The following is a 22,218-nucleotide window of genomic DNA, read 5'->3' as shown; positions in this document are numbered from 1 at the left end:
GGCCGGGCGCGGCGGCTCCCGGTGCCAGGATGCCTCGCATGACCGACCCGATGAGCGACGTACGCACCGCGCACACCGCCGAGTTGTCCGCCGCCGAACTGGCCGCGATCCGCGCCCTGTTGGACGGCGCCTTCGCCGGCCACCCCGACGGTGCCTTCACCGACGGCGACTGGGACCACACCCTCGGCGGCATCCACGCCACGATCTGGGAGGGCACCGCCCCGGTCGCCCACGCCTGCGTCGTCCAGCGCCGCCTCCTCCACCACGGCCGCGCCCTGCGCACCGGTTACGTCGAGGCCGTCGCCGTCCGCGAGGATCTGCGGGGGCGGGGGTACGGCGCCGCCGTGATGGCCGCCGCCGAGCGCTTCATCCGGGGCGCCTACGAGTTGGGGGCGCTGGGCAGCGCGGAGGAGGCGACCGGCTTCTACGCCGGTCGCGGCTGGAGGCTGTGGCAGGGCCGCACCTCCGCCCTGACCCCGGGCGAGGGCATCGTGCCGACGCCTGACGCGAGCGAAGCGAGATGGGGGCACCCCCGGCCGAAGGTTGGGGGAGGCTGGATCTACGTGCTGCCGGTGGCCGGAGTGCCGTTGGATCTGACGGGCACGCTGACGTGCGACTGGCGGGACGGGGACGTGTGGTGACGTCATTCGGGTGGCCGTGAGCCGGCTCCGGGCAATGCCCCGGTAAAGAGGGTCATGACTTGGCCAACCGCTTACGTCCCGTTGCTCACTTGTTCATCAACCACCCCCATCGCCCCATGCCTTGAGCGCACCAGAGTTTCGACGGGTCCCTGACCAGGACCCGCACCGAAGCTCCTCGATGCTCCTCAAGGAGGGACGTTCATGCCCGAGTTGACGCGACGCAGACTCCTCGGTTCGGCGGCGGGCGCGGTGGGCGGCGCCGCGGCGCTGAGCCTGCTGCCGCCCAGCGTGCAGAAGGCGGTGGCGGCCGGGCCGCCGCGGCACGGCTCGCTCCGCGACATCGAGCACGTCGTGCTGCTGATGCAGGAGAACCGCTCCTTCGACCACTACTTCGGCACGCTCTCCGGCGTCCGCGGCTTCAACGACCCGCACGCGAAGAAGCTCTCCACCGGCCGCTCGGTCTTCTACCAGCCCGACGCGGAGAACCCCGACGGCTATCTGCTGCCGTTCCACCTCGACACCCACAGCACCAGCGCCCAGGCGATCCCGTCCACCAGTCACGCCTACTCCGTGCAGCACCAGGCGTGGAACGGCGGGAAGATGGACCAGTGGCTGCCCGCGCACCGCGCCGCCGACGGCGTCAACGGCCCCTATGTGATGGGCTATTACACGCGCGAGGACATCCCGTTCCAGTTCGCGCTGGCCGAGGCGTTCACCATCTGCGACAACTACTTCTGCTCGATCATGGGCCCGACCTGGCCCAACCGGCTGTACTGGATGACCGGTACGGTCGACCCGGGCGGCACCAAGGGCGGCCCGGTGATCTCCAATTCCGCGCCGAAGCCGTACACCTGGACGACGTACGCCGAGCGGCTCCAGGCGGCCGGGGTCGACTGGCGGGTCTACCAGGAGACCGACAACTACGGCACCAACATGCTGTCGGAATTCCAGCAGTTCCAGGACGCCAAGCCGGGTGACCCGCTGTACGACCGCGGCATGGTCTTCCAGCCCGAGGGCACCTTCGAGGACGACGCGCGCAACGACCGGCTGCCGGCCGTCTCCTGGATCCTGCCGACCAGCTACCAGTCGGAGCACCCGGACTATCTGCCCGCCGCGGGCGCGGACTTCGTGGCCTCCAAGATCGAGGCCATCGCATCCAACCCGAAGGTGTGGGCGAAGACCGCCTTCATCCTCAACTACGACGAGAACGACGGGCTGTTCGACCACGTCGTGCCGCCGACGCCGAAGCCGGGCACGCCCGACGAATTCATCCAGGGGCTGCCGATCGGCGGCGGCTTCCGCGTCCCCGCGATCGTCATCTCGCCCTGGACGGTGGGCGGCTGGGTCGCGGGCGAGGCGTTCGACCACACCTCGGTGCTGCAATTCCTCGAACGCTTCACCGGTGTCGAGGAGCCCAACATCAGCCAGTGGCGCCGCCGCACCTTCGGCGACCTCACCTCCGCCTTCCGCTTCCGCGACGAGCACCGCCGCCCGCCGCGCCTCCCCGACGACACGGCCGAGCAGCTGGAAGAGGCCAAGGAGGAGGTCGCCACCCTCCCCAAGCCCACCCTCCCGGGCGCCGACCAGCACTTCCCCAAGCAGGAACGCGGCCACCGCCCCCGCATCTGACCTTCGGTCCGCACACGACGGCGCCCGGTGCCGGTCCCCCCAGCACCGGGCGCCGCCGATGTTCCTCAGACCGGGAAGCGGTCCGCCTTCACGGCCGCCACGAAGGCGGTCCAGGCGTCGGCGGAGAAGGCCAGGGCCGGGCCCTGGGGGTCCTTGGAGTCCCGGACCGGAATCACGCCGGGAATACCGTCGCCGACCTCGACGCAATTCCCCCCATTGGAACCGCTGTAGCTGGACTTGCGCCACGCCGTGACGGGCGGGTGTTCGATGCTCATCGGTGGTCCCACTTGAAACGGTCCGCCTTCACGTCGGCAACGAACGCCGTCCAGGCGTCGGCGGAGAAGGCCAGGGCGGGGCCCTGGGGGTCCTTGGAGTCCCGGACGGGGACCGTGCCGGGGACGTTGTCCGCGACCTCGACGCAGTCGCCGCCGTTGGAACCGCTGTAGCTGGACTTGCGCCACGCCGGGGCGACGGGCGGGTGATCGATGCTCATCGGTGGTCCTTCATGACGGTACGAATCAGATCGAGTGACGCTGCCGGGGAAAGGGCTCCGGCCTGGAGAAGAGTATAGATTCTGGTCGCTGCCCTGACCTCGGCCGGATCGGCGTGGATCTGCCCCTGGAGCAGACCGTCCACGTAGACGACATCGGGGCCCTCGTCCATCGCCAAGGCGGAGAAGGCTCCGTTGTTGCCGGCATGGCCACCGGCCGAGAACGGGATGACCTGGAGCACCGTACGCGCCGACTCCGTTGCTTCGAGCAGGCGTTGGAGCTGACCGGCGAAGACCTCGGACGAGCCCATCGGCCGCCGCAGGACGGTCTCGTCGAGCACGACCCACAGCTCGGGCGGGTTCTCCCGGGTGAGGATGTCCTGCCGCACCACGCGGGCGGCGAGCAGCTCCTCGACGCGGTCCGGATCCAGACGGCCCGCTTCAAGCACGGCCCGCGCGTACTCCTGCGTCTGTAACAGCCCGGGGACGACCTGGACTTGGAACGACCGGATGGCTCGCGCCGTCGCCTCCAGTTCCACGAACGGCCGGAACCACGACGGGTACGCGTACTTGATCACCAGCGGCCACAAGCGCTGGAAGTGGTCCCCGGTGCCGAACCGGGCGTCGGCCAGAACCGAAAGCTCCTTGCTGGGCAGCCGTTTGCCGCTCTCGATCTTGCTCAGCAGTGACGGCGCGATCAGCGCCTCCGCCGCGAACTTCGTCTGCTTGAGACCCGCTTCCTCGCGGCGGCGCTTCAGATCCTCGCCGTAGAAGTGGAGAAGGGAGGTGTCGGAGGTGAGTTCGCCGTCGTCCGCGTATGCCATGGGCCGGTCTCCGTCGTGACAAAGCCGAGTGTCAACGCCCGCCCCTTCTGCGGGGAGCTTGCGTACGGCAACTCTAGAGCTACCCACGGTGATCGTCCCGTGGGTCCGGCAATTCGCACCCCACCGGAAGGTCAGCTCATGCACGCATCCCCGGCTCATGAATTAGTGCTGTGGCCGGCCGTCAGAAGCTCCGTCCCCGACGCGCGGCACCAACTCGCCGTCATCCTCGCCGAGTGGAAGCTCCACGGTCTCACCGACGCGGCCTCGCTCGTCCTGTCGGAGCTGATGACCAACGCCCTCCAGCACGCCCGGCGCGGCACGCTCGTAGGGAGCGAGATCGGCACCGTCTACGCGCGGCTCGCGGACGGGGTGCGGATCGAGGTGCACGACGGTTCGGCCGACCGGCCCGAGCGCCGGGCCGCCGAGCCTGGCGAACTGGCAGAAGGCGGCCGGGGCCTGGCCCTGGTGGACGCTCTTACCGGGGGCCGGTGGGGGTTCGGCGGGCGCGACGGCGTCGGCAAGGTCGTATGGGCCGAGGTGACGCGGGGCGAGGAGTGAGGTCACGCCGTGGGGGCCTCGGCGAGGGTGAGGCTGTTGGTGTCGGGGGCAAGGTCGGTCACGCGTACCAGTCGCGGGCCTTCGTCCGGTCGCCGGCCGGAACTCATCGCACCGGGCGGAAAACCGGTGGAGGGGGCGCTCGCCGGGCGGGTAGCGTCGGCGGCTTTGGCCGGCGGGGTCGGGGAGGGGTGGAAGCGGATGGCGGTGCCGGGGCTCGGTGGGCTCGGCCGGAACTTCGGGTTGCTGTGGGCGGCGAATTCGGTGTCGACGCTCGGCGACGGGGTGGTCGCGGCGGCGGCGCCGCTGCTGGTCGCGTCGGTGTCCGACGACCCGGTCCTCGTCGGGCTCGCGGTCTTCGTGCAGCAACTGCCCTGGCTGCTCTTCTCCTTGGTCAGCGGAGTCGTCATCGACCGGCTCGACAAGCAGCGGTTGATCGTCGCGGTCGACCTGCTCCGGGGCGGGCTGACCGCGCTGCTCGCGGTCACCGTCTGGTCGGGCGACGCCTCGATCCCCGTCGTCTACGCCATCGCCTTCCTGCTCGGCACCGGTGAGACCCTCGCGGAGAACGCGGCGGCCACGATGGTGCCCGCCGTCGTCGCGGCCGACGCCCTGCCAAGTGCCAACTCGCGGCTGCACGGCTCCTACTTCGTCCTCAACAAATTCGCCGGCCGGCCGCTCGGGGCGGCGCTCTTCGTGGTGGCCGCGGCCCTGCCCTTCGGCGTCGACGCCTCGTCCTTCGTCGCCTCCGCCCTGCTCGTCGCGATGATGCGCGGCGTACGGAGCGGGGCCGCGGCCCCGGCCGGCGATGCGGACGAGGGTCAACGGCCTTCCGTACGGGCCGACATCGCCGTCGGTGTGCGCTGGCTCTGGCACGAGCCGACCATCCGCACGATGGCGCTCGCCCTGTGCCTGATGAACGTCACGCTGACCTCCGGCTTCTCCATCCTGGTGCTCTACGCCCGCGACCGGCTCGGGATCGGTGACATCGGTTTCGGGCTGCTGCTGTCCGCGAGCGCCGTCGGCGGGGTCTTCGGTGCGCTGTGGGCGCCGCGGCTCCAGTCCCGCTTTCGTGCGGCGACGCTTTTGCGGGTGGGGCTGATCGTCGAGACGTGCACGCATGTCGGGCTCGGCCTGTCGTCCCTGGCCTGGGTCTCGGCCGCCGTCCTCGTCGTCTTCGGCGTGCACAGCTCCGTTTTCGCCGGGGTCGAGACGACGATTCGGCAGCGGAGGGTGCCGGAGGCGCTGCGCGGGCGCGTGCAGAGTGTCTTCATGATGCTCGCCATCGGGGGCAACGCTCTCGGGGCCCTTCTCGGTGGGCCCCTCGCCCGCTGGCGGGGCGTCACCGCGCCCTTCTGGTTCGCCGCCGTGGCCATGGCGGTGGTCACCGCCATGGCCTGGGCCCCCTTCGGCCGCAACCTGGCCTCCGGCCCGGCAAGCCCGCACCTCGCGGAGGTGGGTGCCTGATCTCCTGCGGAGGGCGGTGCGTGATCTCCTGTCGGGGGTGCCTGATCTCCTGCGGAGTGCGGGAGTCATGTTTTTAGGGGCGCGGGGAACTGCGCGCTCAGCCCCCACCGGCCGGTGGTCGCAAAAACAACAGCATCTGCCCCGCTGGGGGCGGTTTTTCACCCGCGGCCCGCGCGGCCTGAGCGCGCAGTTCCCCGCGCCCCTGGAGAAGCACCCTCCTTCGCAGAGGTGCGGGCCCTAGCGGGCCAGGGCTGAGGTGCCCGCGTATTGGGCCGTGGAGCCCAACTCCTCCTCGATGCGGAGGAGTTGGTTGTACTTGGCGGTGCGGTCGGACCGGGAGAGGGAGCCGGTCTTGATCTGACCGCAGCCGGTGGCGACGGCGAGGTCCGCGATGGTGGTGTCCTCCGTCTCGCCGGAGCGGTGGGAGATGACGACGGTCCAGCCGGCCCGGTGGGCGGCGCCCACGGTCCCGAGGGCCTCGGTGAGGGTGCCGATCTGGTTGACCTTGACCAGGACGGAGTTGCCGACACCCGTGGCGATGCCCTCGCGAAGCAGCGCTTCGTCGGTGCAGAAGACGTCGTCCCCGGTGAGCTGGCAGCGGCCGCCGACGCGGGCGGTGAGGTCGCGCCACCCGTCGAGGTCGTCCTCGGCCATGGGGTCCTCGACGGAGACGACGGGGTAGGCGTCGATGAGCTTGATCAGGTGGTCCGCATGTTCGGCGGGGGTACGGCGGACGCCCTCGCCGGCGTAGTCGTAGACCCCGTCACGGAAGAACTCGGAGGAGGCCGGGTCCATGACGAGGCCGATGTCGGTGCCGGGCCGGTAGCCGGCGCGTTCGACGGCGGCGACCACGAAGTCGAGCGCTTCCTCGGCGGTGCGCAGGTCGGGGGCGAAGCCCCCTTCGTCGCCGACGCCGGTGGAGTGCCCGGCGGCGAGCAGGTCGCGGCGCAGGGTGTGGAAGATCTCGGACCCCATGCGGACGGCCTCGGCGAAGGTGGCCGCGCCGATGGGCGCGATCATGAACTCCTGGAAATCCAGCGGATTGTCGGCGTGGGCACCGCCGTTGACGATGTTCATCATCGGGACGGGCAGCAGCCGGGCGTCGGCGCCGCCGAGCCAGCGGTAGAGCGGCAGCCGGTGGGCGGCGGCAGCGGCCTTGGCGGCGGCGAGGGAGACGCCGAGGATCGCGTTGGCGCCGAGCCGGGCCTTCGTGGGGGTGCCGTCGGCGGCGATCAGGGCCGCGTCCAGGCCCGCCTGGTCCTCGGCGTCGCGGCCGAGAGCGACGGCGGCCAGTTCCGTATCGACGTGCTGGACGGCCCGGTCGACGCCCTTGCCGTGCCAGCGGGCCGGGTCGCCGTCGCGGAGTTCGACGGCCTCGCGGGCGCCGGTGGAGGCGCCGGAGGGGACGGCGGCGCGGCCGAGCGAACCGTCGGCGAGTTCGACGTCCACCTCGACGGTGGGGTTGCCCCGGCTGTCCAGGACGCGGCGGCCGGTGACGGAGGTGATGGCGGTCATGGGAGTCCTCCCGTGGTGGCGTGCGTGCCGGCGCCCGGCTGCGGCGACGGTGGCGCTGGTCCCGACACCCGGAGACTCTACAGCAACGCTGCACAGTTGCGCTGTTCAGTTCTGCTGTTCAGCAATGCTGCGCAGCCGCGCCGCACAGCTACGCTGCGTTAACATGCGGCATGCCCCTTCCTGAATCCGCCGCCGTCGCGGCCGAGCTGCGCACCGCGATGGGAAAGCTCACGCGACGCGTGAAGCAGGAGGACCAGATGCCGCTCGGCCAGGTGGCCGTGCTCGGCGCGCTGGACCGCGACGGCGCCATGACGACCAGCGAACTCGCCGCCGACCAGCGGGTCCGCCCGCAGTCCATGGCCCGGGCCGTCGGACTGCTGATGGAGCAGGGGCTGATCACCCGCCGCGCCCATCCGACCGACGGCCGCAAGAGCCTGGTCGAGCTGTCGCCCGTGGGCCGGGCGCTGCTGGAGGAGGAACGCGAACGCAGGGCGGACTGGCTCGCCCGCGCGATCGAGGCGGAACTGACCGGTGAGGAACGGGAGTTGCTGGCCCGCGGCATCGCACTGGTGGAGCGGCTCGCGGCGCACTGAGGCCGCGCACAGCGCAAGGGCGGCGCCCCTGGAAAGGGGCGCCGCCCACCGCGGAGGAAGACCTAGACAGCCGCGGCCGGAGCCGGAGCCGTCCGTACCTCCGGGCGGTGCTCCGCGACCGGCGCCGGCGGCGTCAGCCGTACCGCCTCGGCCGGCAGGTGCGGCTCAAGGCGGAGCAGCAGGACCGCGGCCGACAGGGCGGTACCGGTGAGCAGGGCCCACGGCAGCCACGCCCCGGCGGCGATCAGGACCGTGAAGAGCGAGGGCGCGAGCGTGGCGGCCAGCGACCAGGAGAGCTGGTAGGTCGCCATGTACCGGCCGCGTACGTTCTCGGGGGCGGCGGCGACGGCCAGGGTGCCGGCGGACGGATTGTGCACCATTTCGGCGACCGTGTAGAGCGTGACGAGTCCGACGACGGCCGCGGCGACGACCCATCCGGCGTGCGGCCGGACCGCCGCGACGGCGGCGAGCGCGGCGAAGGCGGTCGCGTAGATGGCGGCGCCGAACGCGGCCGAGCGGGTGCGGCGGGCACCGTGGCGGCGGATCCGCCCGGCGACGAAGACCCCGGCGACGGCGCACAGCACGGTGTTGATGGTGAAGGCGGCGCCGGTCAGCGACTGCGGGCCGGCCAGGGTGTTCACGATGAACAGCGGGAAGAGCACGGGCAGCGCCGAATAGCCCAGCGCGGTGAGGAAGTTGGCGACGGTCAGGCCGAGGAAGGGCTTGTCGGCGAAGACCATCCGGTAGCCGCACTTGGTGCAGGCGGGCACATCGGAGGAGGCGGCGGCGCCGGGTGTGCGGGCCGGGCGGACGCTGCGGATCAGCAGCGCCGCGAGGCCGAAGCTCGCCGCGTTCAGCCAGGCGGCGGCGGTGAAGCCACGGTCGCCGGCCACCGTGATGATCAGCGAGGCGAGCAGCGCGCCGCCGCCGAGTCCGGCGTTGCGCAGGGCGCGGGCGGCGGCCTGGAGCCGGTCGCGGTCGGCGCCGCGGGCGACCTCCCCGATGTACGACTGCTGCACGGCGGGGAAGGCACGGTCGCCGAAGGAGGTGCCGAGCGCGACGGCGGCGAAGGCGGGCAGGGCGACGGCGAAGGGGTAGAGCGCGAACCCGGCGCCGCGCACCCCGTAGAGCGCCAACTGGACGCGGCGCGCGCCGTACCGGTCGACGGCCGCCCCGGCCAGCGGCAGGGCGCCCATGCCGATCAGCCCGACGGCGGTGAGCACCGCGCCGACCACCGCGAAGGACAGGCCGGTGATGTGGTGGAAGAAGACCAGGCTGAAGGGGACGTACATCCCGGAACCCACCGAGTCGACGGCCATCGCGCCGAGCATCGCCCGCTCCCCCGGGATCCGGGTGGGCCGAACCGGCTGTGCGGGCTGTGCGGTACGGCGGTTGGCGCGGATGCGCGACAGCGGCGACAGCGACATGGGGAAGCTCCCGGATCGGCGAGGTGGTGTACGACGTGGTGCACGAAGTAGCTCGATATAAAATAGCTTAGCACTAAGCGACTTACTTGCAAGCTACTTTCTTGCGGCCGACCGACCGCTGACCGATACTGGGGACATGACTCAGGAAGGCGTGGACGCCGTGGACACCATCACCGGCCAGTGGCTCACCGAACGCCCCGACCTGGAGACGCTGCCGATGGCCGTCTTCGGCCGGATCTACCGGCTCTCGCGCCTGATGGGCGACCGGATGGAGAAGGCGTACCAGCGGTACGGGATCGGCCGCGGCGAATTCGACGTGCTGGCGACGCTGCGCCGCTCGGGCGCCCCGTACACGCTCTCGCCCCGCCAGTTGGCGACCACGATGATGCTCACCACGGGCGGGATGACCGGGCGGCTCGACAAGCTGGAGCGCGCCGGACTGCTGGAGCGGGCGCCCGACCCGCACGACCGCAGGGGGCTGCGGGTCACCCTCACCGAGCGGGGCCTGACCGTCATCGACCAGGCCGTGGGCGCCGGTCTCGCCCTCCAGCGGCAGGCACTGGACGGCCTGGACCGCGAACAGGCGGAACAGCTCGCCGGCCTGCTGCGGATGCTGCTCGCCTCGACGGCCGAGGTCGACCCGGGCCGCTGAGCCGTACGCGTACGGAGGTCGCCCGGACCGCTCCGGCCCACCGAGGGCAGCGCGAAGCCCCTCGGCGCGGCCGGGGCGGCGCCAAGGGGCTGAGGGAGAAGGCTACGGCTGCTTGTGGGACTTGTCGGTCACCATGACCAGGCCCGCGATGACCCCGAAGAGCACCAGCGGCGCGGCCACGAACAGGCCGAGCGTCTGAATGACGCTCAGGCCGGACCCCGGGTCGTCGCCGTCATCGCGGCTGAGCGCGAAGGCGGGAGACGAGATGAGCAGCATCAGCGTCGTACCGGCGGTGATGACCCCGGCGCGCACGGCCTTCTTGGTGAGCTTCTTGTCCACGCCCTCAATGTAGTCAGCCCCTTCGCGGCCCGCGCGCCCGGGGTGGCCTTACGGGTGTCCCGCCGTCCCGCGCGCGACCGCCGCCTCGGCCGCCGCCTCGGCCTCGGCGTCCGCCATCGCCTGCCGTACGTCGTCCACGAGCGCGTACAGCCGCGGCGAGGCGGCGATCTGCTCCAGGCTCAGCGGGGTGCCGGTGGCGTCCGCGACGGGCAGCCGCCAATTGGGGTACTGGTCCCAGGTGCCGGGCAGATTCTGCGGGCGCCGGTCGCCGACCGTGTCGGGCAGCCAGATGCCGAGCATCCGCGCGGGGGTGCGCGCCAGGAAGCGGTGCACGGCCTTCACCACCGCCTCCTCGTCGGCCGCGCCCTCCGGCAGCAGCCCGAGCCGTCCCAGCAGCGCCACCCACTCCGCGACATCGGCGGCGTCCATGGCCTGTTCCTCGGCCAGCGGGCGGGTCAGCAGGCCCAGCCGGTGCCGCAGCTCCACGTGCTCGCCGGTCAGCCGGGCCGCGGTGCTCGGCAGGTCGTGAGTGGTCGCGGTGGCCAGGCACGACGCGCGCCATGCCTCGGGCGGCAGCGGAGGATGCTCGCCGGCACCCTCTCCGGTCCCGTCGGCGCCGTCGCCGGTCCCGTCGGCGCCCGCCTCGGTCCCGTCTGTACCCTCCCCCGTCCCGTCGGCAGCGTCCCCCGTCCCCTCCCAGTCCCGTTCGAACCACAGCACCGAGGTGCCGAGGATGCCGCGGCCCGCCAACTCCTCGCGGACGCCCGGCTCGACCGTGCCCAGGTCCTCCCCTATCACCACGGCTCCGGCGCGGTGCGCCTCCAGGGCGAGCAGCCCGAGCATCGCCTGCGCGTCGTAGCGGACGTAGGTGCCGTCGGTCGGCGGCCGGCCCTCGGGCACCCACCACAGCCGGAACAGGCCCATCACATGGTCCATCCGCAGCCCGCCCGCGTGCCGCAGCATCCGGGCGATCAGGTCGCGGTACGGCGCGTAGCCGGTGGCGGCCAGCGCGTCGGGGCGCCAGGGCGGCAGACCCCAGTCCTGGCCGCGGGAGTTGAAGGCGTCCGGCGGCGCGCCCACCGACATGCCCTTGGCCAGCACGTGCTGCATCGACCAGGCGTCGGAGCCCGCCGGGTGCACCCCGATGGCCAGGTCGTGGACGACGCCGATCGCCATCCCGGCGTCCCGAGCGGCCCGTTGGGCGGCGCCGAGCTGGGCGTCGGTGAGCCAGCTCAGCCAGCAGTGGAAGTCGACCCGGTCCATGTGCTCGCCGCGGGCCCGCGCGACCTGCGGCGAGCGCGGGTCGCGGAGCCCCGCGGGCCAGCGTCGCCAGTCGGCGCCGTGCAGTTCGGCGAGGGTGGACCAGGTGGCGTGGTCGTCGAGCGCCTGGCCCTGCTCGGCGAGGAAGTCGACGTAGGCGGCGCGCCGGCCGGGGCTCAGCGGCACCTGGCGGAGCAGTTCCAGCGCCTCGGCCTTCAGCGCCCAGACCGCGTCGCGGTCGATCAGCGCGTCTTTCAGCAGCACGGTGTCCCGCAGCGCGGCGGCCCGCCGGACCAGCGCGTCGGCCTTCTCGCGCGCCTCGCCGGACAGGTAGGCGTACTCGGGCACCTCCTCGATCCGCAGATAGACCGGGTCGGGGAAGCGGCGCGAGGACGGGCTGTACGGCGAGGGGTCGGTGGGCGGCCCGGGGACGGCCGCGTGCAGCGGGTTGATCTGGACGAAGCCGGCGCCCAGCGTGCGGCCCGACCAGGCCGCGAGGTCGGCCAGGTCGCCGAGGTCGCCCATACCCCAGGAGCGCTGCGAGAGCGTGGAGTAGAGCTGCGCCATGAAGCCGAAGGTGCGCCGCGCGGGGCCCGCGAGGCGTTCGGGTGCCACGATCAGGTCGCCGCGCGCGGTCCTGCCGTCGGCGGCGGTGACGCGCAGCCCGTAGCGGCCGGGCGGCGGTGCGGCGGCCGGGCCCAGGCCCTGCGAGTCCCGGTCCTGGCTCACGTCCAGGCCCAGATCCAGGTCCAGGTCCAGTACGCCGCCGGTCTCGGTCTCGACGGTGACGGCCGAGCCCTCCGGCAGGCCGCGCAGCGCGTCGGCGAGGGTGCCGTGGCCCGCCCTGAGCACGGTGCACGGCGGGAGCAGCCGGTTGGCCCTGCGGGTCTCGTACGCCGCGAGGGCGTCCCGGACGGCCAGCGGTGTCGAGGCGTCCACGCCGAGGGCCGCGAGCACGGCGACGACGGTCTCCTCCGGCACCGGGACCTCCCGCCCGGGCGCCGGCCGGTAGGCCGTGTCCACGCCGTAGAGCCCCGCAAGCCGCACCCGGTCGTCCATCGGGCCTCCGTCTTCTGCTGGTTTCGTCGGATGACCGTCCGATGCGACGGTCGTCCGAAGTGATCGGCGTCCGCCGCCCGTACGGGTGCGGCGGCGGCCGTACCGGTATGTACCGGCGGGCCGCCCTGACCCCTACCCCGACGGCGCGCGCCGTACCCGGAGGCGCGCCGGACCGCCGTCGCACGCCCGCGCGCCGGGAACGAATGTGCGGGAATCCGGAGGGAACGCCGACCGCATTGACACCGCACCGCGCGGGGTGATGGGCTCGCCTCCTCCCCGCCGTTCCCCCTCTTCACGCTCGCCGCCCCCACCGTCCGTGCAGCACTCCGCGAGGAGAAATCGTGCACGCCCTCCGCAGGAGTTCCGCCGCCGCCGTCGTGGCCACCGTCATCGGCGGCTGGCTGGTCCAGTCCCCGTCCGCGACGGCCGCGCCCGCGACCGCGCCGGGCGCACCGCCCGCCGGTTCGCAGTCCGACACGGCCGCCGCCGAGCGGACGCCGTCAGTGTGGCCGCGTCCGCAGACCCTGCGCGCGCAGGGGCACTTCGCGCCGGTGCCGCCGGCCGTGACGCTCGTCGCGGGCACCGACGCCGACCCGTACGCGCTGGACGTGATCGAGGACGCGCTGCGCTCCGCGGGCGCCACGGACATCGCCCGCGCCGACACCCCGGGCACGGGCCTGACCATCTACGCGGGCGACGCGGCGCTGCCGCAGCTGACCCGGCTGGGGGCGCCCGCGCAGGGCGATCTGCCGTCCGGCGGCTACCGGCTGGCGGTAGACGGCGACACCGTGGCGCTGGCCGGCATCGGCGACGACGGCCTGTTCCACGCGGCGCAGACGCTCCGTCAGCTCGCCACCACCGACACCAGCGGCGCGCGCGGCTTCGCGGGCGTCGCCGTACGGGACTGGCCGACGGCGGCGGTGCGCGGTGTCACCGAGGGCTACTACGGCGTGCCGTGGACGCAGTTCCAGCGGCTGTCGCAGCTGGACTTCTTGGCACGCACCAAGCAGAACCGCTATCTGTACGCGCCGGGCGACGACCCGTACCGCCAGGCGCAGTGGCGCGAGCCCTATCCGGCGGGCCGGCGCGCGGACTTCAGGGCGCTGGCGGACCGGGCGGCGCGCGACCACGTGACGCTGGCGTGGGCGGTCGCGCCCGGGCAGGCGATGTGCTTCTCCTCGGCCGCCGATCAGCGGGCGCTGGAGCGCAAGCTGGACGCGATGTGGGCGCTGGGGGTGCGCGCGTTCCAGTTGCAGTTCCAGGACGTGAGCTACAGCGAGTGGCACTGCGGCGCGGACGCCCGGGAGTTCGGCAGCGGGCCGGACGCGGCGGCCCGCGCGCAGGCCAAGGTGGCCAATGTCGTCGCCGAGTATCTGACGGAGCGCTACGGGGCGGCGGACCTGTCGCTGCTGCCCACCGAGTTCTACCAGGACGGGGCGACCCCGTACCGCACCGCGCTGGCCAAGGCGCTCAGCCCGCAGGTGACGGTCGCCTGGACCGGGGTCGGGGTGCTGCCGGAGAAGATCACCGGCGCCCAAGTGGCGGGCGCGAAGGCCGCGTTGAAGCACCCGCTGGTGACCGTCGACAATTATCCGGTCAACGACTTCGCGCCGGGGCGGCTCTTCCTCGGCCCGTACACCGGGCGGCAGCCCGCGGTCGCGACGGTCTCGGCGGGTGTGCTGGCCAGCGCGATGCAGCAGCCCGCCGCGTCCCGCATCCCGCTGTTCACGGCCGCCGACTTCGCCTGGAATCCCGGCGGTTACGACCCGGCGGCGTCCTGGCAGGCCGCGATCGACGACCTGGCGGGGCCCGATCCGGCCGCCCGCGCGGCGCTGCGGGCGCTGGCCGGGAACGAGGAGTCGTCCGCGCTCGGCGGCCAGGAGTCGGCGTATCTGCGCCCGCTGGTCGCGGACTTCTGGTCGGCGCTGGACTCCGGCGACCGGCAGCGGCTGACGGCCGCCGCGGCCCGGCTGCGGTCGGCGTTCACGGTGATGCACGGCGCGCCGGGGGCGCTGCGCGGGCTCGCCGACGGCACCTTCGGCGACGAGGTACGCCCGTGGCTGGACCGGCTGTCGGCGTACGGGGCGGCCGGTGAGCAGGCCGTCGACATGCTGCTGGCGCAGGCGTCGGGCGACGGCGCGGCGGCCTGGAAGGCGCGGCAGGCGCTGGACCGCGGCCGTACGCGGCTGGCGCAGGGCACGGCGACGGTCGGCGCCGAGGTGCTGGACGGCTTCCTGGCCAGGGCGGTGAACGACGGCGACGCCTGGACCGGCCTGCGCGCGGACGGCAGGACCGCGACCAGCACGCTCGCCTCCGGGCGCGGCTCCGACCCCTCGGCGATGGTGGACGGCAAGGACGGCACCGCCTGGTCGAGCGCCGCGCCGCCGCAGCCGGACGACGCCTTCGGGGTCGATCTCGGTACGGCGCGGCCGGTCGGCTCGGTGCGGATCGCGATGGGCGACGGCAGCGGCTCCGACGACTTCCTGCACGACGCGGTCCTGGAGGTGTCGGCGGACGACGGCACCGGCTGGCACAAGGTCGGCGAATACCACGACCAGGCGGTGATCTCGGCAACGCTGCCGTCCGGCACCCGCGCCCGTCAGGTGCGGCTGCGCGCGACCGCGGGCCAGTCGGGGCCGGTGACCGTACGGGAGTTCACCGCGTCGGTGAGCGGCGAGGTCGCGCCGGCCGCAGAGGGGCCGAAGGGCGCGTCGGCGGCGGTGGACGGTGATCTGTCCACCTCGACCGGTACGGGCGATGACGGCTCGGGGCCGCTGACCGTGCGGTTCGGCGGGGCGCGGCTGCTGGAATCGGTGACGGTGGCCGCCGCGGGCCCGCCGCCCGGGGCCGGGACCGACGCAGGGCCGGGCGGCTTCTTCCCGCCGGGGCCGCCGAACGCGCCGGTCGCCGCCGCGCCCGCGAAGGGCGCGGCCCCGGGCGACGCCTCCGACGGGCGCCCGCCGGTCACCGTCGAGATCCACACCCCGGGCGGCTGGCAGCGGATCGGCACCCTGGACGGCGACTGGACCGAGCTGCCCGCCGGGGTCGTCGCGGACGCGGTGCGGCTGTCGGACGGCGCCGGGGTGCACGAGGTGGTGCCGTGGTTCGCCGGGGCGCCGCGGGTGACGCTGGACCGGCCGGAGGTGGACGCCGAGATCGGCGGTTCGGCCGTCCCGGTGACGGCGTCGGTCGCGTCGGGGCTGCCGCGCGACGAAAAGGCGACAGTGTCGGTGGCCGCGCTCAAGGACGACCCGGCGCGGAAGAACGGGAAGAACCCGAAGAACGCCGCGGCGGACAAGGGCGGCGTCACAGCCACCGCGCCCGCCGCCGTCACCGTGCGCCGCGGCGCCTCCGCCGCCGTACCGCTGCACATCACCGTCCCGGCGGGTACGGCGCCCGGCACGTACAGCCTGCCGGTGCGGTTCACCGTCGCGGGGCGGACCGTGGAGCGGCGGATCACCGTCCACGCGCGGCTGCGGACCGCCGGGCCCGATCTGGTGCGCGGCGCCGCGGCGACGTCCTCGGGCGACGAGACCCCGGACTTCCCGGCGTCCGCGGTGGCCGACGGCGATCCGGCGACCCGCTGGTCCTCGCCGGTCGACGACAACGCCTGGGTGCAGGTGCGGCTCGCGGCCCCGGCCCGGATCGGCCGGGTCGTACTGCACTGGCAGGACGCGTACGCCACCGGATACCGCGTCGAGACCTCGGCCGACGGAGTGACCTGGCACACCTCGGCGGCCGTCACCGACGGGGGCGGCGGGACCGAGACGGTGTGGTTGGACGGCGCCGCCGACACCCGCTACCTGCGGGTGCAGGGTGTGCGCCGGGCCACCAAGTACGGCTACTCGCTGTTCGGCGTCGAGGCATACGCGGTGGCGGGGTGACCGGCGTGGTCACCCCGCGTCGCCCCTCCGGACGCCGGTCGCGCGCCCGCGCCCGGTGAAAGGGCCCGAGACGCACGAAAGCCCGGATCTCAGGCTGATATGCCGTCGATCCGGGCCAGAGCGTCGTCCGCGCCGAACGGTTGCAGGTATGGCAACCAGCGCGGGTCCCTATGTCCGGTCCCGATGATCCGCCAGGCGAGGCCGGACGGCGGGGCCGGTTGATGGCGCAGCCGCCAGCCGAGTTCGGCCACATGGCGGTCGGCCTTGACGTGATTGCAGCGTCTGCACGCCGCCACCACGTTCTCCCAGGCGTGCTGGCCGCCCCTGCTGCGCGGGATGACGTGGTCGACGCTGGTGGCGGCGGCCCCGCAGTACGCGCATTTGCCGCCGTCCCGGGCGAACAGCGCCCGGCGGGTCAGCGGCACGGTGCCGCGGAAGGGCACCCGGACGAATTTGGTGAGCTTCACGACACTCGGCGCCGGCAGCGCCTGTGTCTCACTGTGCAGATAGGCGCCGGATTCCTCGAGGCACACGGCCTTGTTGTTGAGCACGAGGACGAGCGCGCGGCGGAGCGGTACGACGCCGAGCGGCTCGTACGACGCGTTCAGGACCAGGACATGCGGCACGGATGCCTCCTTTAACGCCGGCGGCGCGTGGCTCGCGCCGGGACGATCTGGCCTAAGTCTCTCCGGAAGGCGCCCCATGGCGCCACCATGCCCGGGTAACGGACCGAGGGTGTTTTGGACCACACCTGTGTTCATCCCCACGTATCGGCCCGGTCGCTCCTCGGACACGGCAACGAGACGGCATCGGTCCCCGGTTAGTGTGGGAGTTTCGATCCGACCGGAGGTTCTCGCAGTGCCCACCGCGACGTCATCCGCCGCCGCCGTCCTGACCGCCCCCGCCACCCTCGCCGCCGACGCCTCGCACGGGTCGTCGATCTACCGGGCGAGCGGCTGGTTCGAGGAGAACTGGGCGAACTGGCTCAACGGGGGTCTGCGGATCCTGCTGATCCTGGCCATAGCGATCACGCTGCGCGCGGTGATCCGCCGGACCATCAGCAGACTCATCGACCGGATGAACCGGGGCGCGGCGGCCGCCGCCTCCACCACACTGGGCGGGCTGCTGGTCAACGCGGAGCGGCGCAAGCAGCGCAGCGAGGCGATCGGCTCGGTGCTGCGCAGTGTGGCGTCCTTCGTGATCCTGGGCACGGCGGCGCTGACCATCCTGTCGGTGCTCAGGATCAATCTGGCGCCGCTGCTGGCCAGCGCGGGGGTCGCGGGGGTCGCGATCGGTTTCGGCGCGCGCAATCTGGTCACGGACTTCCTGTCCGGGGTGTTCATGATCCTGGAGGACCAGTACGGCGTCGGCGACGTCATCGACGCGGGCGTGGCCAGCGGGACGGTGATCGAGGTGGGCCTGCGGGTGACCAAGCTGCGCGGGGACAACGGCGAGATCTGGTACGTGCGCAACGGCGAGGTCAAACGGATCGGCAATCTCAGCCAGGGCTGGGCGACCGCCGTGGTGGACGTGCAGATCGGGGTCGGCGAGGACCTGGAGCGGGCCCGCGAGGTGATCGGCACGACCGCCGAGGACATGGGCAAGCAGGACCCGTGGGACGAGATGCTCTGGGAGCCGGTGCAGGTGCTCGGCCTGGAGTCGGTCGGCACCGACTTCATGGTGATCAGGGCGCAGGCCAAGACGATGCCGGGGCAGGCCACCGGGGTCGCCCGTGAGCTGCGCTGGCGGATCAAGCGGGCGTTCGACGCGGCGGGCATCGTGATCTCCGGCGGCGCCCCGACGGTGGCGGTGACCGAGGCGGTGGTGCCGGAGGGCGCGCCGGCCACGGCGACCGAGCAGGCCGCGCAGGAGACGCCGGCGCCGCCGGCGAGCGCGTCCGCGCCGGTGCCGCCGCCCGCGTCCGGGGAGCGCTGACCGGCCGGACGGCTGCCGCGGCCCGCGCCGCTCCCTACCGCTTTCCCGCGTCCCCTGGCACCCTGCTGGTGCCGGGGGACGCTCGCGTTGGCGGTGTTGGTCGCGTGCTCGTGCGCCGAGGGTGCTTGATAACGACTTGGCCGCCCTGCCGTCGGCCCCCCTTGACGCTCCGCCGACAGCGGGCCTACCTTTCGTTTTGCCAATAGGAAACTTTCCTAACAGTGAACTGAGGGAGGATGGCGCGCATGGCTGGCACCCCTGGAACGCCGCGCGTACTGCGCGCCATGAACGACCGCGCCGCACTCGACCTCCTGCTGGAGCACGGCACGCTCTCCCGTACCCGGATCGGCAAGCTGACCGGGCTGTCCAAGCCGACCGCGTCGCAGCTGCTCGCGCGGCTGGAGGCGGCCGGACTCGTACTGGCCACCGGCACCACCGCGGGCCGGCCGGGACCCAACGCGCAGCTCTACTCGGTCAATCCGGCCGCCGCCTACGTGGCGGGCCTGGACGTCACCACCGAGCGGATCAGGGCCGCGGTCGCCGACATCACCGGCCGTACGGTGGGCAGCTTCCGGCTGCCGACACCGCGCCGGCGCACCGCGGGCAACGCGGTGGAGCAGGTCGTGCAGGCGGTGGACGGCGCCGTGAAGGCCGCCGGGCTCAGCCGGGGCGACCTGCACCGGATCGTGATCGGCACGCCCGGCGCCTTCGACCCCAGCACGGGACGGCTGCGCTACGCCAGTCACCTGCCCGGCTGGCACTCGACGTCGCTGCTGGACGAGATGGCCGCCGCGCTGCCGATGCCGCTCGAATACGACAACGACGTCAATCTCGCCGCCGTCGCCGAGCAGCGGCTCGGCGCAGCCGGCGGCCACGACGACTTCGTGATGCTGTGGAACGAGGAGGGCATCGGCGCCGCCATCGTGATCGGCGGCCGGCTGCACCGCGGCTGGACCGGCGGCGCGGGCGAGGTCGGCTTCCTGCCGGTGCCGGGCACTCCCCTGGTCCGCAATGTCACCAAGGCCAACAACGGCGGCTTCCAGGAGCTGGCGGGCTGCAACGCGGTGCTGCGGATCGCCCGTGAGCTGGGCATCGAGGTCCCCGAGGCCAGCCTGGAGGACGCGGCGGCGGCGCTGCTCGGCACAGCCGCGGCGCTCTGGCAGGAAGCGGAGGAGGGCGGACAGGACCCGGCCGGCCCCTACGCCGACCTCCTGCGGCGCTGCGCGACCGGCCACGCGGTCGGTCTGGCCTCGCTGGTCGCCGTGCTCGACCCCGAACTGATCGTGCTGGCGGGCAATGTCACCGTCTCCGGCGGTGAGCCGCTGCGCGCCCTGATCCAGGCGGAGCTGGCCGAACTGGCCGTGCCCCGGCCCCGGCTGGTGCTCGGCACCATCCACCTGCACCCCGTACTGAGCGGCGCGCTGGAGAGCGCGCTCGCCACCACCCGCGACGAGGTGTTCGACACCTCGCGCTGACCCTCGGACCGACCACCGGACCGGCACACCCCGCCGCTCCGGCGGCACCTCACACCCTCGACCCGCCCGTTCCCGCCCTCGACCCGCCCGTTCACCCCCGCAGCCCGTCCGTTCACCCCATCAGCCGTCCCAGTCCGTCCCCGAAAGGCCAGGAAGGCCCGTAAGGCCCGGAAGATCTCCCGGAGGAAGCGCAGTGTCCCGTCTGACGAAGGCAGCCGCCGCCGTAGCGGCCACCGCCGCGATCTCGCTGCTCGCGAGCGCATGTACCGGCCAGAGCTCCGGCTCGGCCAACGACGACGCCAGCAAGGACGTCACCATCACCTTCTGGCACGGCTGGACCGCGCCGAACGAGCTGAAGGCCATCAACGACAACGTCGCCCGGTTCGAGAAGGCCCACCCCAACATCCACGTCAAGGTGCAGGGCAACATCACCGACGACAAGATCAACCAGGCGCTGCGCGCGGGCGGTTCCAAGGCGCCGGATGTCGTGTCGTCCTTCACCACCGACAATGTCGGCCAGTTCTGCTCCTCCGGCTCGATGGCCGACCTGGCGCCGTTCCTGGCCAAGGACAAGATCGACCCGGCCGCCACCTTCCCCAAGCCGATGCTGGAGTACACCCAGTTCGACGGGAAGCGCTGCACGCTGCCGCTGCTCGGCGACGCGTACGGGCTGTACTACAACAAGAAGGCGTTCGCCGCCGCAGGCATCACCGCGCCGCCGAAGACGCTCAGCGAGTTCAAGGCCGACGCGGTCAAGCTCACCAAGACCAAGGGCGACTCCTACAGCCAGCTCGGCTACATGCCGAACTTCCACGGCTACGAGTCGACCACCACCCACCTGGCCGCGCAGTGGGGCGTGAAGTACTTCGACGCGAACGGCAAGTCGCAGGTCGCCAAGGACCCGGGCTTCACCGCGATGTTCAACTGGCAGCAGGACATGGTGAAGTCGCTGGGCGGCTTCGGCAAGCTGGAGAAGTACCGCAACACCTTCGGTGACGAATTCGGCGCCAAGAACCCCCTCCAGACCGGCCAGGTCGCGATGGGCATCGACGGCGAGTGGCGGCTGGGCATGGCCAAGGACGCCGGGATGAACGACCTCGGTGTGGCGCCCTTCCCGGTCCCCGACGACCAGGCGAGCACGTACGGCAAGGGCTACCTGTCCGGCACGATCATCGGCATCGCCAACACCAGCAGCAAGAAGAACGCCGCCTGGGAGCTGGTGAAGTTCATGACCACCGACACCGACGCGGTCGTCTCCTTCGCCAACGCGATCCACAATGTGCCGTCCACACTGGCCGCGCTCAAGTCGCCGAAGCTGGACGCCGACCCGGGCTTCAAGACCTTCCTGGACATCGCGCAGAACCCGGACAGCACCACGACCCCGCCGAGCATCAACGGCGGCGCGTACCAGCTGACCCTCCAGGACTTCGGCTACGCGTACGAGTCGGGCAAGTCCAAGAACCTCAGCTCCGGGCTCCAGGGTGTCGACACGCAGGTCGACAAGGACATCGCGCAGGCCAAGTGATGACCGCCGCCGTCCATCCCCTGCTGAAGGCCAAGCGCCGCAAGTCGGCGCTGCGCACCCTGGCCTTCCTCTCCCCGTGGATCATCGGGTTCAGCGTCTTCTTCGTGTACCCGCTGGTGTCCACCGTCTACTTCTCCTTCATGAAGTACAACGGCATCAACGCGCCGACCTGGGTGGGCGGCAAGAACTGGTCGTACGTCTTCACCGACTACCCGTTCTTCTGGCCCGCGCTGCGCAACACGCTGTGGCTGGTCGTGGTGATGGTGACGCTGCGGGTGCTCTTCGGGCTCGGCATCGGCCTGCTGATCACCAAGATCAAGACGGGCGCGGGCTTCTTCCGTACGGCGTTCTACCTGCCGTACCTGGCCCCGCCGGTCGCCGCGACGATGGCGTTCGTCTTCCTGCTCAACCCCGGGACCGGGCCGGTCAACCACCTGCTGGGCGACGTGGGGCTGCCCACGCCCGGCTGGTTCACCGACCCGCACTGGTCCAAGCCCGCGCTGACCATGCTGGCGGTGTGGGGCATCGGCGACCTGATGGTGATCTTCATGGCCGCGCTGCTCGACGTACCGAAGGAGCAGTACGAGGCCGCCGAACTGGACGGCGCCGGACCCTGGCACCGCTTCCGCTTCGTGACGCTGCCGAACATCTCGCCGATCGTGATGTTCGCGGTGGTCACCGGCGTCATCCAGACCATGCAGTACTACACGCAGCCGCTGGTCGCCGGGAAGGTCGCCTCGGGCGTGATCGGCAACTCCGGCCAGCAGGTGGAGCCCGGCTACCCCGACAAGTCGACGCTCACCCTGCCGCAACTGGTCTACGAACGCGGCTTCCAGCGCTTCGACTACGGCTCGGCGTGCGTGATCGCGCTCGTGCTGTTCGTGCTGTCGATGGCGTTCACGGCGCTGCTGCTGCGCCGCAATGGCTTCCTGTCGGCGGAGGACTGAT

19 protein-coding genes are annotated in these 22,218 nt (G+C 72.5%); 11 read left to right on the top strand and 8 right to left on the bottom strand.

From position 1 onward, the window contains the following. The first annotated feature begins 38 nt into the window (after positions 1–38). Both BM076_RS24460 and BM076_RS24455 read left to right on the top strand, forming a co-directional pair. Positions 39–641: a GNAT family N-acetyltransferase gene (locus BM076_RS24460; protein ID WP_245796294.1), complete on the top strand. Its 603-nt coding sequence runs from the start codon at positions 39–41 to the stop codon at positions 639–641. Positions 642–842: 201 nt separating this feature from the next. Continuing rightward, positions 843–2,270 carry an alkaline phosphatase family protein gene (locus BM076_RS24455; RefSeq protein WP_093715848.1) on the top strand — a complete coding sequence of 476 codons (1,428 nt, stop codon included), beginning with the start codon at positions 843–845 and terminating at the stop codon, positions 2,268–2,270. Between the two features lie 65 nt (positions 2,271–2,335). Here BM076_RS24455 and BM076_RS24450 read toward each other — a convergent pair whose 3' ends face one another. From BM076_RS24450 to BM076_RS24440, 3 genes are read right to left on the bottom strand one after another with little or no spacing between them, the layout of a single operon-like run. Then, positions 2,336–2,545, bottom strand: coding sequence for a DUF397 domain-containing protein (locus BM076_RS24450; protein WP_093715847.1), 210 nt, complete (start codon positions 2,543–2,545; stop codon positions 2,336–2,338). Further along, positions 2,542–2,763, bottom strand: a complete 222-nt coding sequence (locus tag BM076_RS24445) for a DUF397 domain-containing protein (RefSeq protein ID WP_093715846.1) — start codon at positions 2,761–2,763, stop codon at positions 2,542–2,544. Before BM076_RS24445 ends, BM076_RS24450 begins: the two co-directional genes overlap by 4 nt. Further along, positions 2,760–3,584: a helix-turn-helix domain-containing protein gene (locus tag BM076_RS24440; protein ID WP_093715845.1), complete on the bottom strand. Its 825-nt coding sequence runs from the start codon at positions 3,582–3,584 to the stop codon at positions 2,760–2,762. Before BM076_RS24440 ends, BM076_RS24445 begins: the two co-directional genes overlap by 4 nt. Positions 3,585–3,722: 138 nt before the next feature. On the opposite strand from BM076_RS24440, the gene BM076_RS24435 reads away from it, so the two are divergent. Together BM076_RS24435 and BM076_RS24430 are read left to right on the top strand one after the other, a co-directional pair. Then, positions 3,723–4,142, top strand: a complete 420-nt coding sequence (locus tag BM076_RS24435; protein WP_093715844.1) for an ATP-binding protein — start codon at positions 3,723–3,725, stop codon at positions 4,140–4,142. A 198-nt stretch (positions 4,143–4,340) separates the two neighbouring features. Further along, entirely contained in the window at positions 4,341–5,606 is a 1,266-nt protein-coding gene (locus tag BM076_RS24430; RefSeq protein WP_093715843.1) for an MFS transporter, read from the top strand. 237 nt (positions 5,607–5,843) lie between these two features. Here the strand turns inward: BM076_RS24430 and eno are convergent, their stop codons facing one another. After that, a complete protein-coding gene (gene eno / locus BM076_RS24425) occupies positions 5,844–7,121 on the bottom strand; it encodes a phosphopyruvate hydratase (RefSeq protein WP_093715842.1) in 1,278 nt (425 codons plus the stop codon). Between the two features lie 170 nt (positions 7,122–7,291). On the opposite strand from eno, the gene BM076_RS24420 reads away from it, so the two are divergent. Beyond that, entirely contained in the window at positions 7,292–7,714 is a 423-nt protein-coding gene (locus tag BM076_RS24420; RefSeq protein ID WP_093715841.1) for a MarR family winged helix-turn-helix transcriptional regulator, read from the top strand. Positions 7,715–7,776: 62 nt separating this feature from the next. On the opposite strand, the gene BM076_RS24415 is transcribed toward BM076_RS24420, so the two are convergent. Continuing rightward, the gene (locus BM076_RS24415) at positions 7,777–9,141 is read right to left on the bottom strand and encodes an MFS transporter (RefSeq protein ID WP_093715840.1); all 1,365 of its coding nucleotides are present in this window, start codon (positions 9,139–9,141) and stop codon (positions 7,777–7,779) included. Positions 9,142–9,277: 136 nt separating this feature from the next. Here BM076_RS24415 and BM076_RS24410 point away from each other — a divergent pair, with 136 nt between their 5' ends. Then, positions 9,278–9,793: a MarR family winged helix-turn-helix transcriptional regulator gene (locus tag BM076_RS24410; RefSeq protein ID WP_093715839.1), complete on the top strand. Its 516-nt coding sequence runs from the start codon at positions 9,278–9,280 to the stop codon at positions 9,791–9,793. Between the two features lie 102 nt (positions 9,794–9,895). Here the strand turns inward: BM076_RS24410 and BM076_RS24405 are convergent, their stop codons facing one another. Together BM076_RS24405 and malQ are read right to left on the bottom strand one after the other, a co-directional pair. After that, entirely contained in the window at positions 9,896–10,132 is a 237-nt protein-coding gene (locus BM076_RS24405) for a hypothetical protein (RefSeq protein ID WP_093715838.1), read from the bottom strand. Positions 10,133–10,180: 48 nt separating this feature from the next. Next, positions 10,181–12,451 (bottom strand): 4-alpha-glucanotransferase, encoded by a 2,271-nt coding sequence (malQ, locus tag BM076_RS24400; RefSeq protein ID WP_093715837.1) that lies wholly within the window; start codon positions 12,449–12,451, stop codon positions 10,181–10,183. 341 nt (positions 12,452–12,792) lie between these two features. On the opposite strand from malQ, the gene BM076_RS24395 reads away from it, so the two are divergent. Further along, the gene (locus tag BM076_RS24395; protein WP_093715836.1) at positions 12,793–16,335 is read left to right on the top strand and encodes a beta-N-acetylglucosaminidase domain-containing protein; all 3,543 of its coding nucleotides are present in this window, start codon (positions 12,793–12,795) and stop codon (positions 16,333–16,335) included. Between the two features lie 89 nt (positions 16,336–16,424). Here BM076_RS24395 and BM076_RS24390 read toward each other — a convergent pair whose 3' ends face one another. Next, positions 16,425–16,961: an HNH endonuclease gene (locus BM076_RS24390; protein ID WP_075016193.1), complete on the bottom strand. Its 537-nt coding sequence runs from the start codon at positions 16,959–16,961 to the stop codon at positions 16,425–16,427. Positions 16,962–17,193: 232 nt separating this feature from the next. Between BM076_RS24390 and BM076_RS24385 the strand changes: the two genes are divergently transcribed. The 4 genes from BM076_RS24385 to BM076_RS24370 all read left to right on the top strand — a co-directional run bounded on the left by BM076_RS24385 (position 17,194) and on the right by BM076_RS24370 (position 22,217). Continuing rightward, positions 17,194–18,270: a mechanosensitive ion channel family protein gene (locus BM076_RS24385; RefSeq protein WP_407640702.1), complete on the top strand. Its 1,077-nt coding sequence runs from the start codon at positions 17,194–17,196 to the stop codon at positions 18,268–18,270. Between the two features lie 236 nt (positions 18,271–18,506). Continuing rightward, positions 18,507–19,745: an ROK family transcriptional regulator gene (locus tag BM076_RS24380; RefSeq protein WP_093715834.1), complete on the top strand. Its 1,239-nt coding sequence runs from the start codon at positions 18,507–18,509 to the stop codon at positions 19,743–19,745. A 193-nt stretch (positions 19,746–19,938) separates the two neighbouring features. Next, positions 19,939–21,270, top strand: a complete 1,332-nt coding sequence (locus tag BM076_RS24375) for an ABC transporter substrate-binding protein (RefSeq protein WP_093715833.1) — start codon at positions 19,939–19,941, stop codon at positions 21,268–21,270. Next, on the top strand, positions 21,270–22,217 hold the full coding sequence (locus BM076_RS24370) for a carbohydrate ABC transporter permease (RefSeq protein ID WP_093715832.1): 948 nt from the start codon (positions 21,270–21,272) through the stop codon (positions 22,215–22,217). Before BM076_RS24375 ends, BM076_RS24370 begins: the two co-directional genes overlap by 1 nt. The last annotated feature ends 1 nt before the right edge of the window (position 22,218 follow it).

The sequence above is a fragment of the Actinacidiphila alni genome, from assembly GCF_900112845.1.
GTDB classification, from domain to species: domain Bacteria; phylum Actinomycetota; class Actinomycetes; order Streptomycetales; family Streptomycetaceae; genus Actinacidiphila; species Actinacidiphila alni.
The sequence above is the reverse complement of the archived record's forward strand: the minus strand, read 5'-3'. Positions and strand labels throughout refer to the sequence as shown.

What these genes read in the sequence shown, in the direction of transcription:
- BM076_RS24460 (WP_245796294.1), top strand. Translation starts at nt 39, where the DNA reads ATGACCGACCCGATGAGCGACGTACGCACCGCGCACACCGCCGAGTTG.
- BM076_RS24455 (WP_093715848.1), top strand. Translation starts at nt 843, where the DNA reads ATGCCCGAGTTGACGCGACGCAGACTCCTCGGTTCGGCGGCGGGCGCG.
- BM076_RS24450 (WP_093715847.1), bottom strand. Translation starts at nt 2,545, where the DNA reads ATGAGCATCGAACACCCGCCCGTCACGGCGTGGCGCAAGTCCAGCTAC.
- BM076_RS24445 (WP_093715846.1), bottom strand. Translation starts at nt 2,763, where the DNA reads ATGAGCATCGATCACCCGCCCGTCGCCCCGGCGTGGCGCAAGTCCAGC.
- BM076_RS24440 (WP_093715845.1), bottom strand. Translation starts at nt 3,584, where the DNA reads ATGGCATACGCGGACGACGGCGAACTCACCTCCGACACCTCCCTTCTC.
- BM076_RS24435 (WP_093715844.1), top strand. Translation starts at nt 3,723, where the DNA reads ATGCACGCATCCCCGGCTCATGAATTAGTGCTGTGGCCGGCCGTCAGA.
- BM076_RS24430 (WP_093715843.1), top strand. Translation starts at nt 4,341, where the DNA reads ATGGCGGTGCCGGGGCTCGGTGGGCTCGGCCGGAACTTCGGGTTGCTG.
- eno (WP_093715842.1), bottom strand. Translation starts at nt 7,121, where the DNA reads ATGACCGCCATCACCTCCGTCACCGGCCGCCGCGTCCTGGACAGCCGG.
- BM076_RS24420 (WP_093715841.1), top strand. Translation starts at nt 7,292, where the DNA reads ATGCCCCTTCCTGAATCCGCCGCCGTCGCGGCCGAGCTGCGCACCGCG.
- BM076_RS24415 (WP_093715840.1), bottom strand. Translation starts at nt 9,141, where the DNA reads ATGTCGCTGTCGCCGCTGTCGCGCATCCGCGCCAACCGCCGTACCGCA.
- BM076_RS24410 (WP_093715839.1), top strand. Translation starts at nt 9,278, where the DNA reads ATGACTCAGGAAGGCGTGGACGCCGTGGACACCATCACCGGCCAGTGG.
- malQ (WP_093715837.1), bottom strand. Translation starts at nt 12,451, where the DNA reads ATGGACGACCGGGTGCGGCTTGCGGGGCTCTACGGCGTGGACACGGCC.
- BM076_RS24380 (WP_093715834.1), top strand. Translation starts at nt 18,507, where the DNA reads ATGGCGCGCATGGCTGGCACCCCTGGAACGCCGCGCGTACTGCGCGCC.
- BM076_RS24370 (WP_093715832.1), top strand. Translation starts at nt 21,270, where the DNA reads ATGACCGCCGCCGTCCATCCCCTGCTGAAGGCCAAGCGCCGCAAGTCG.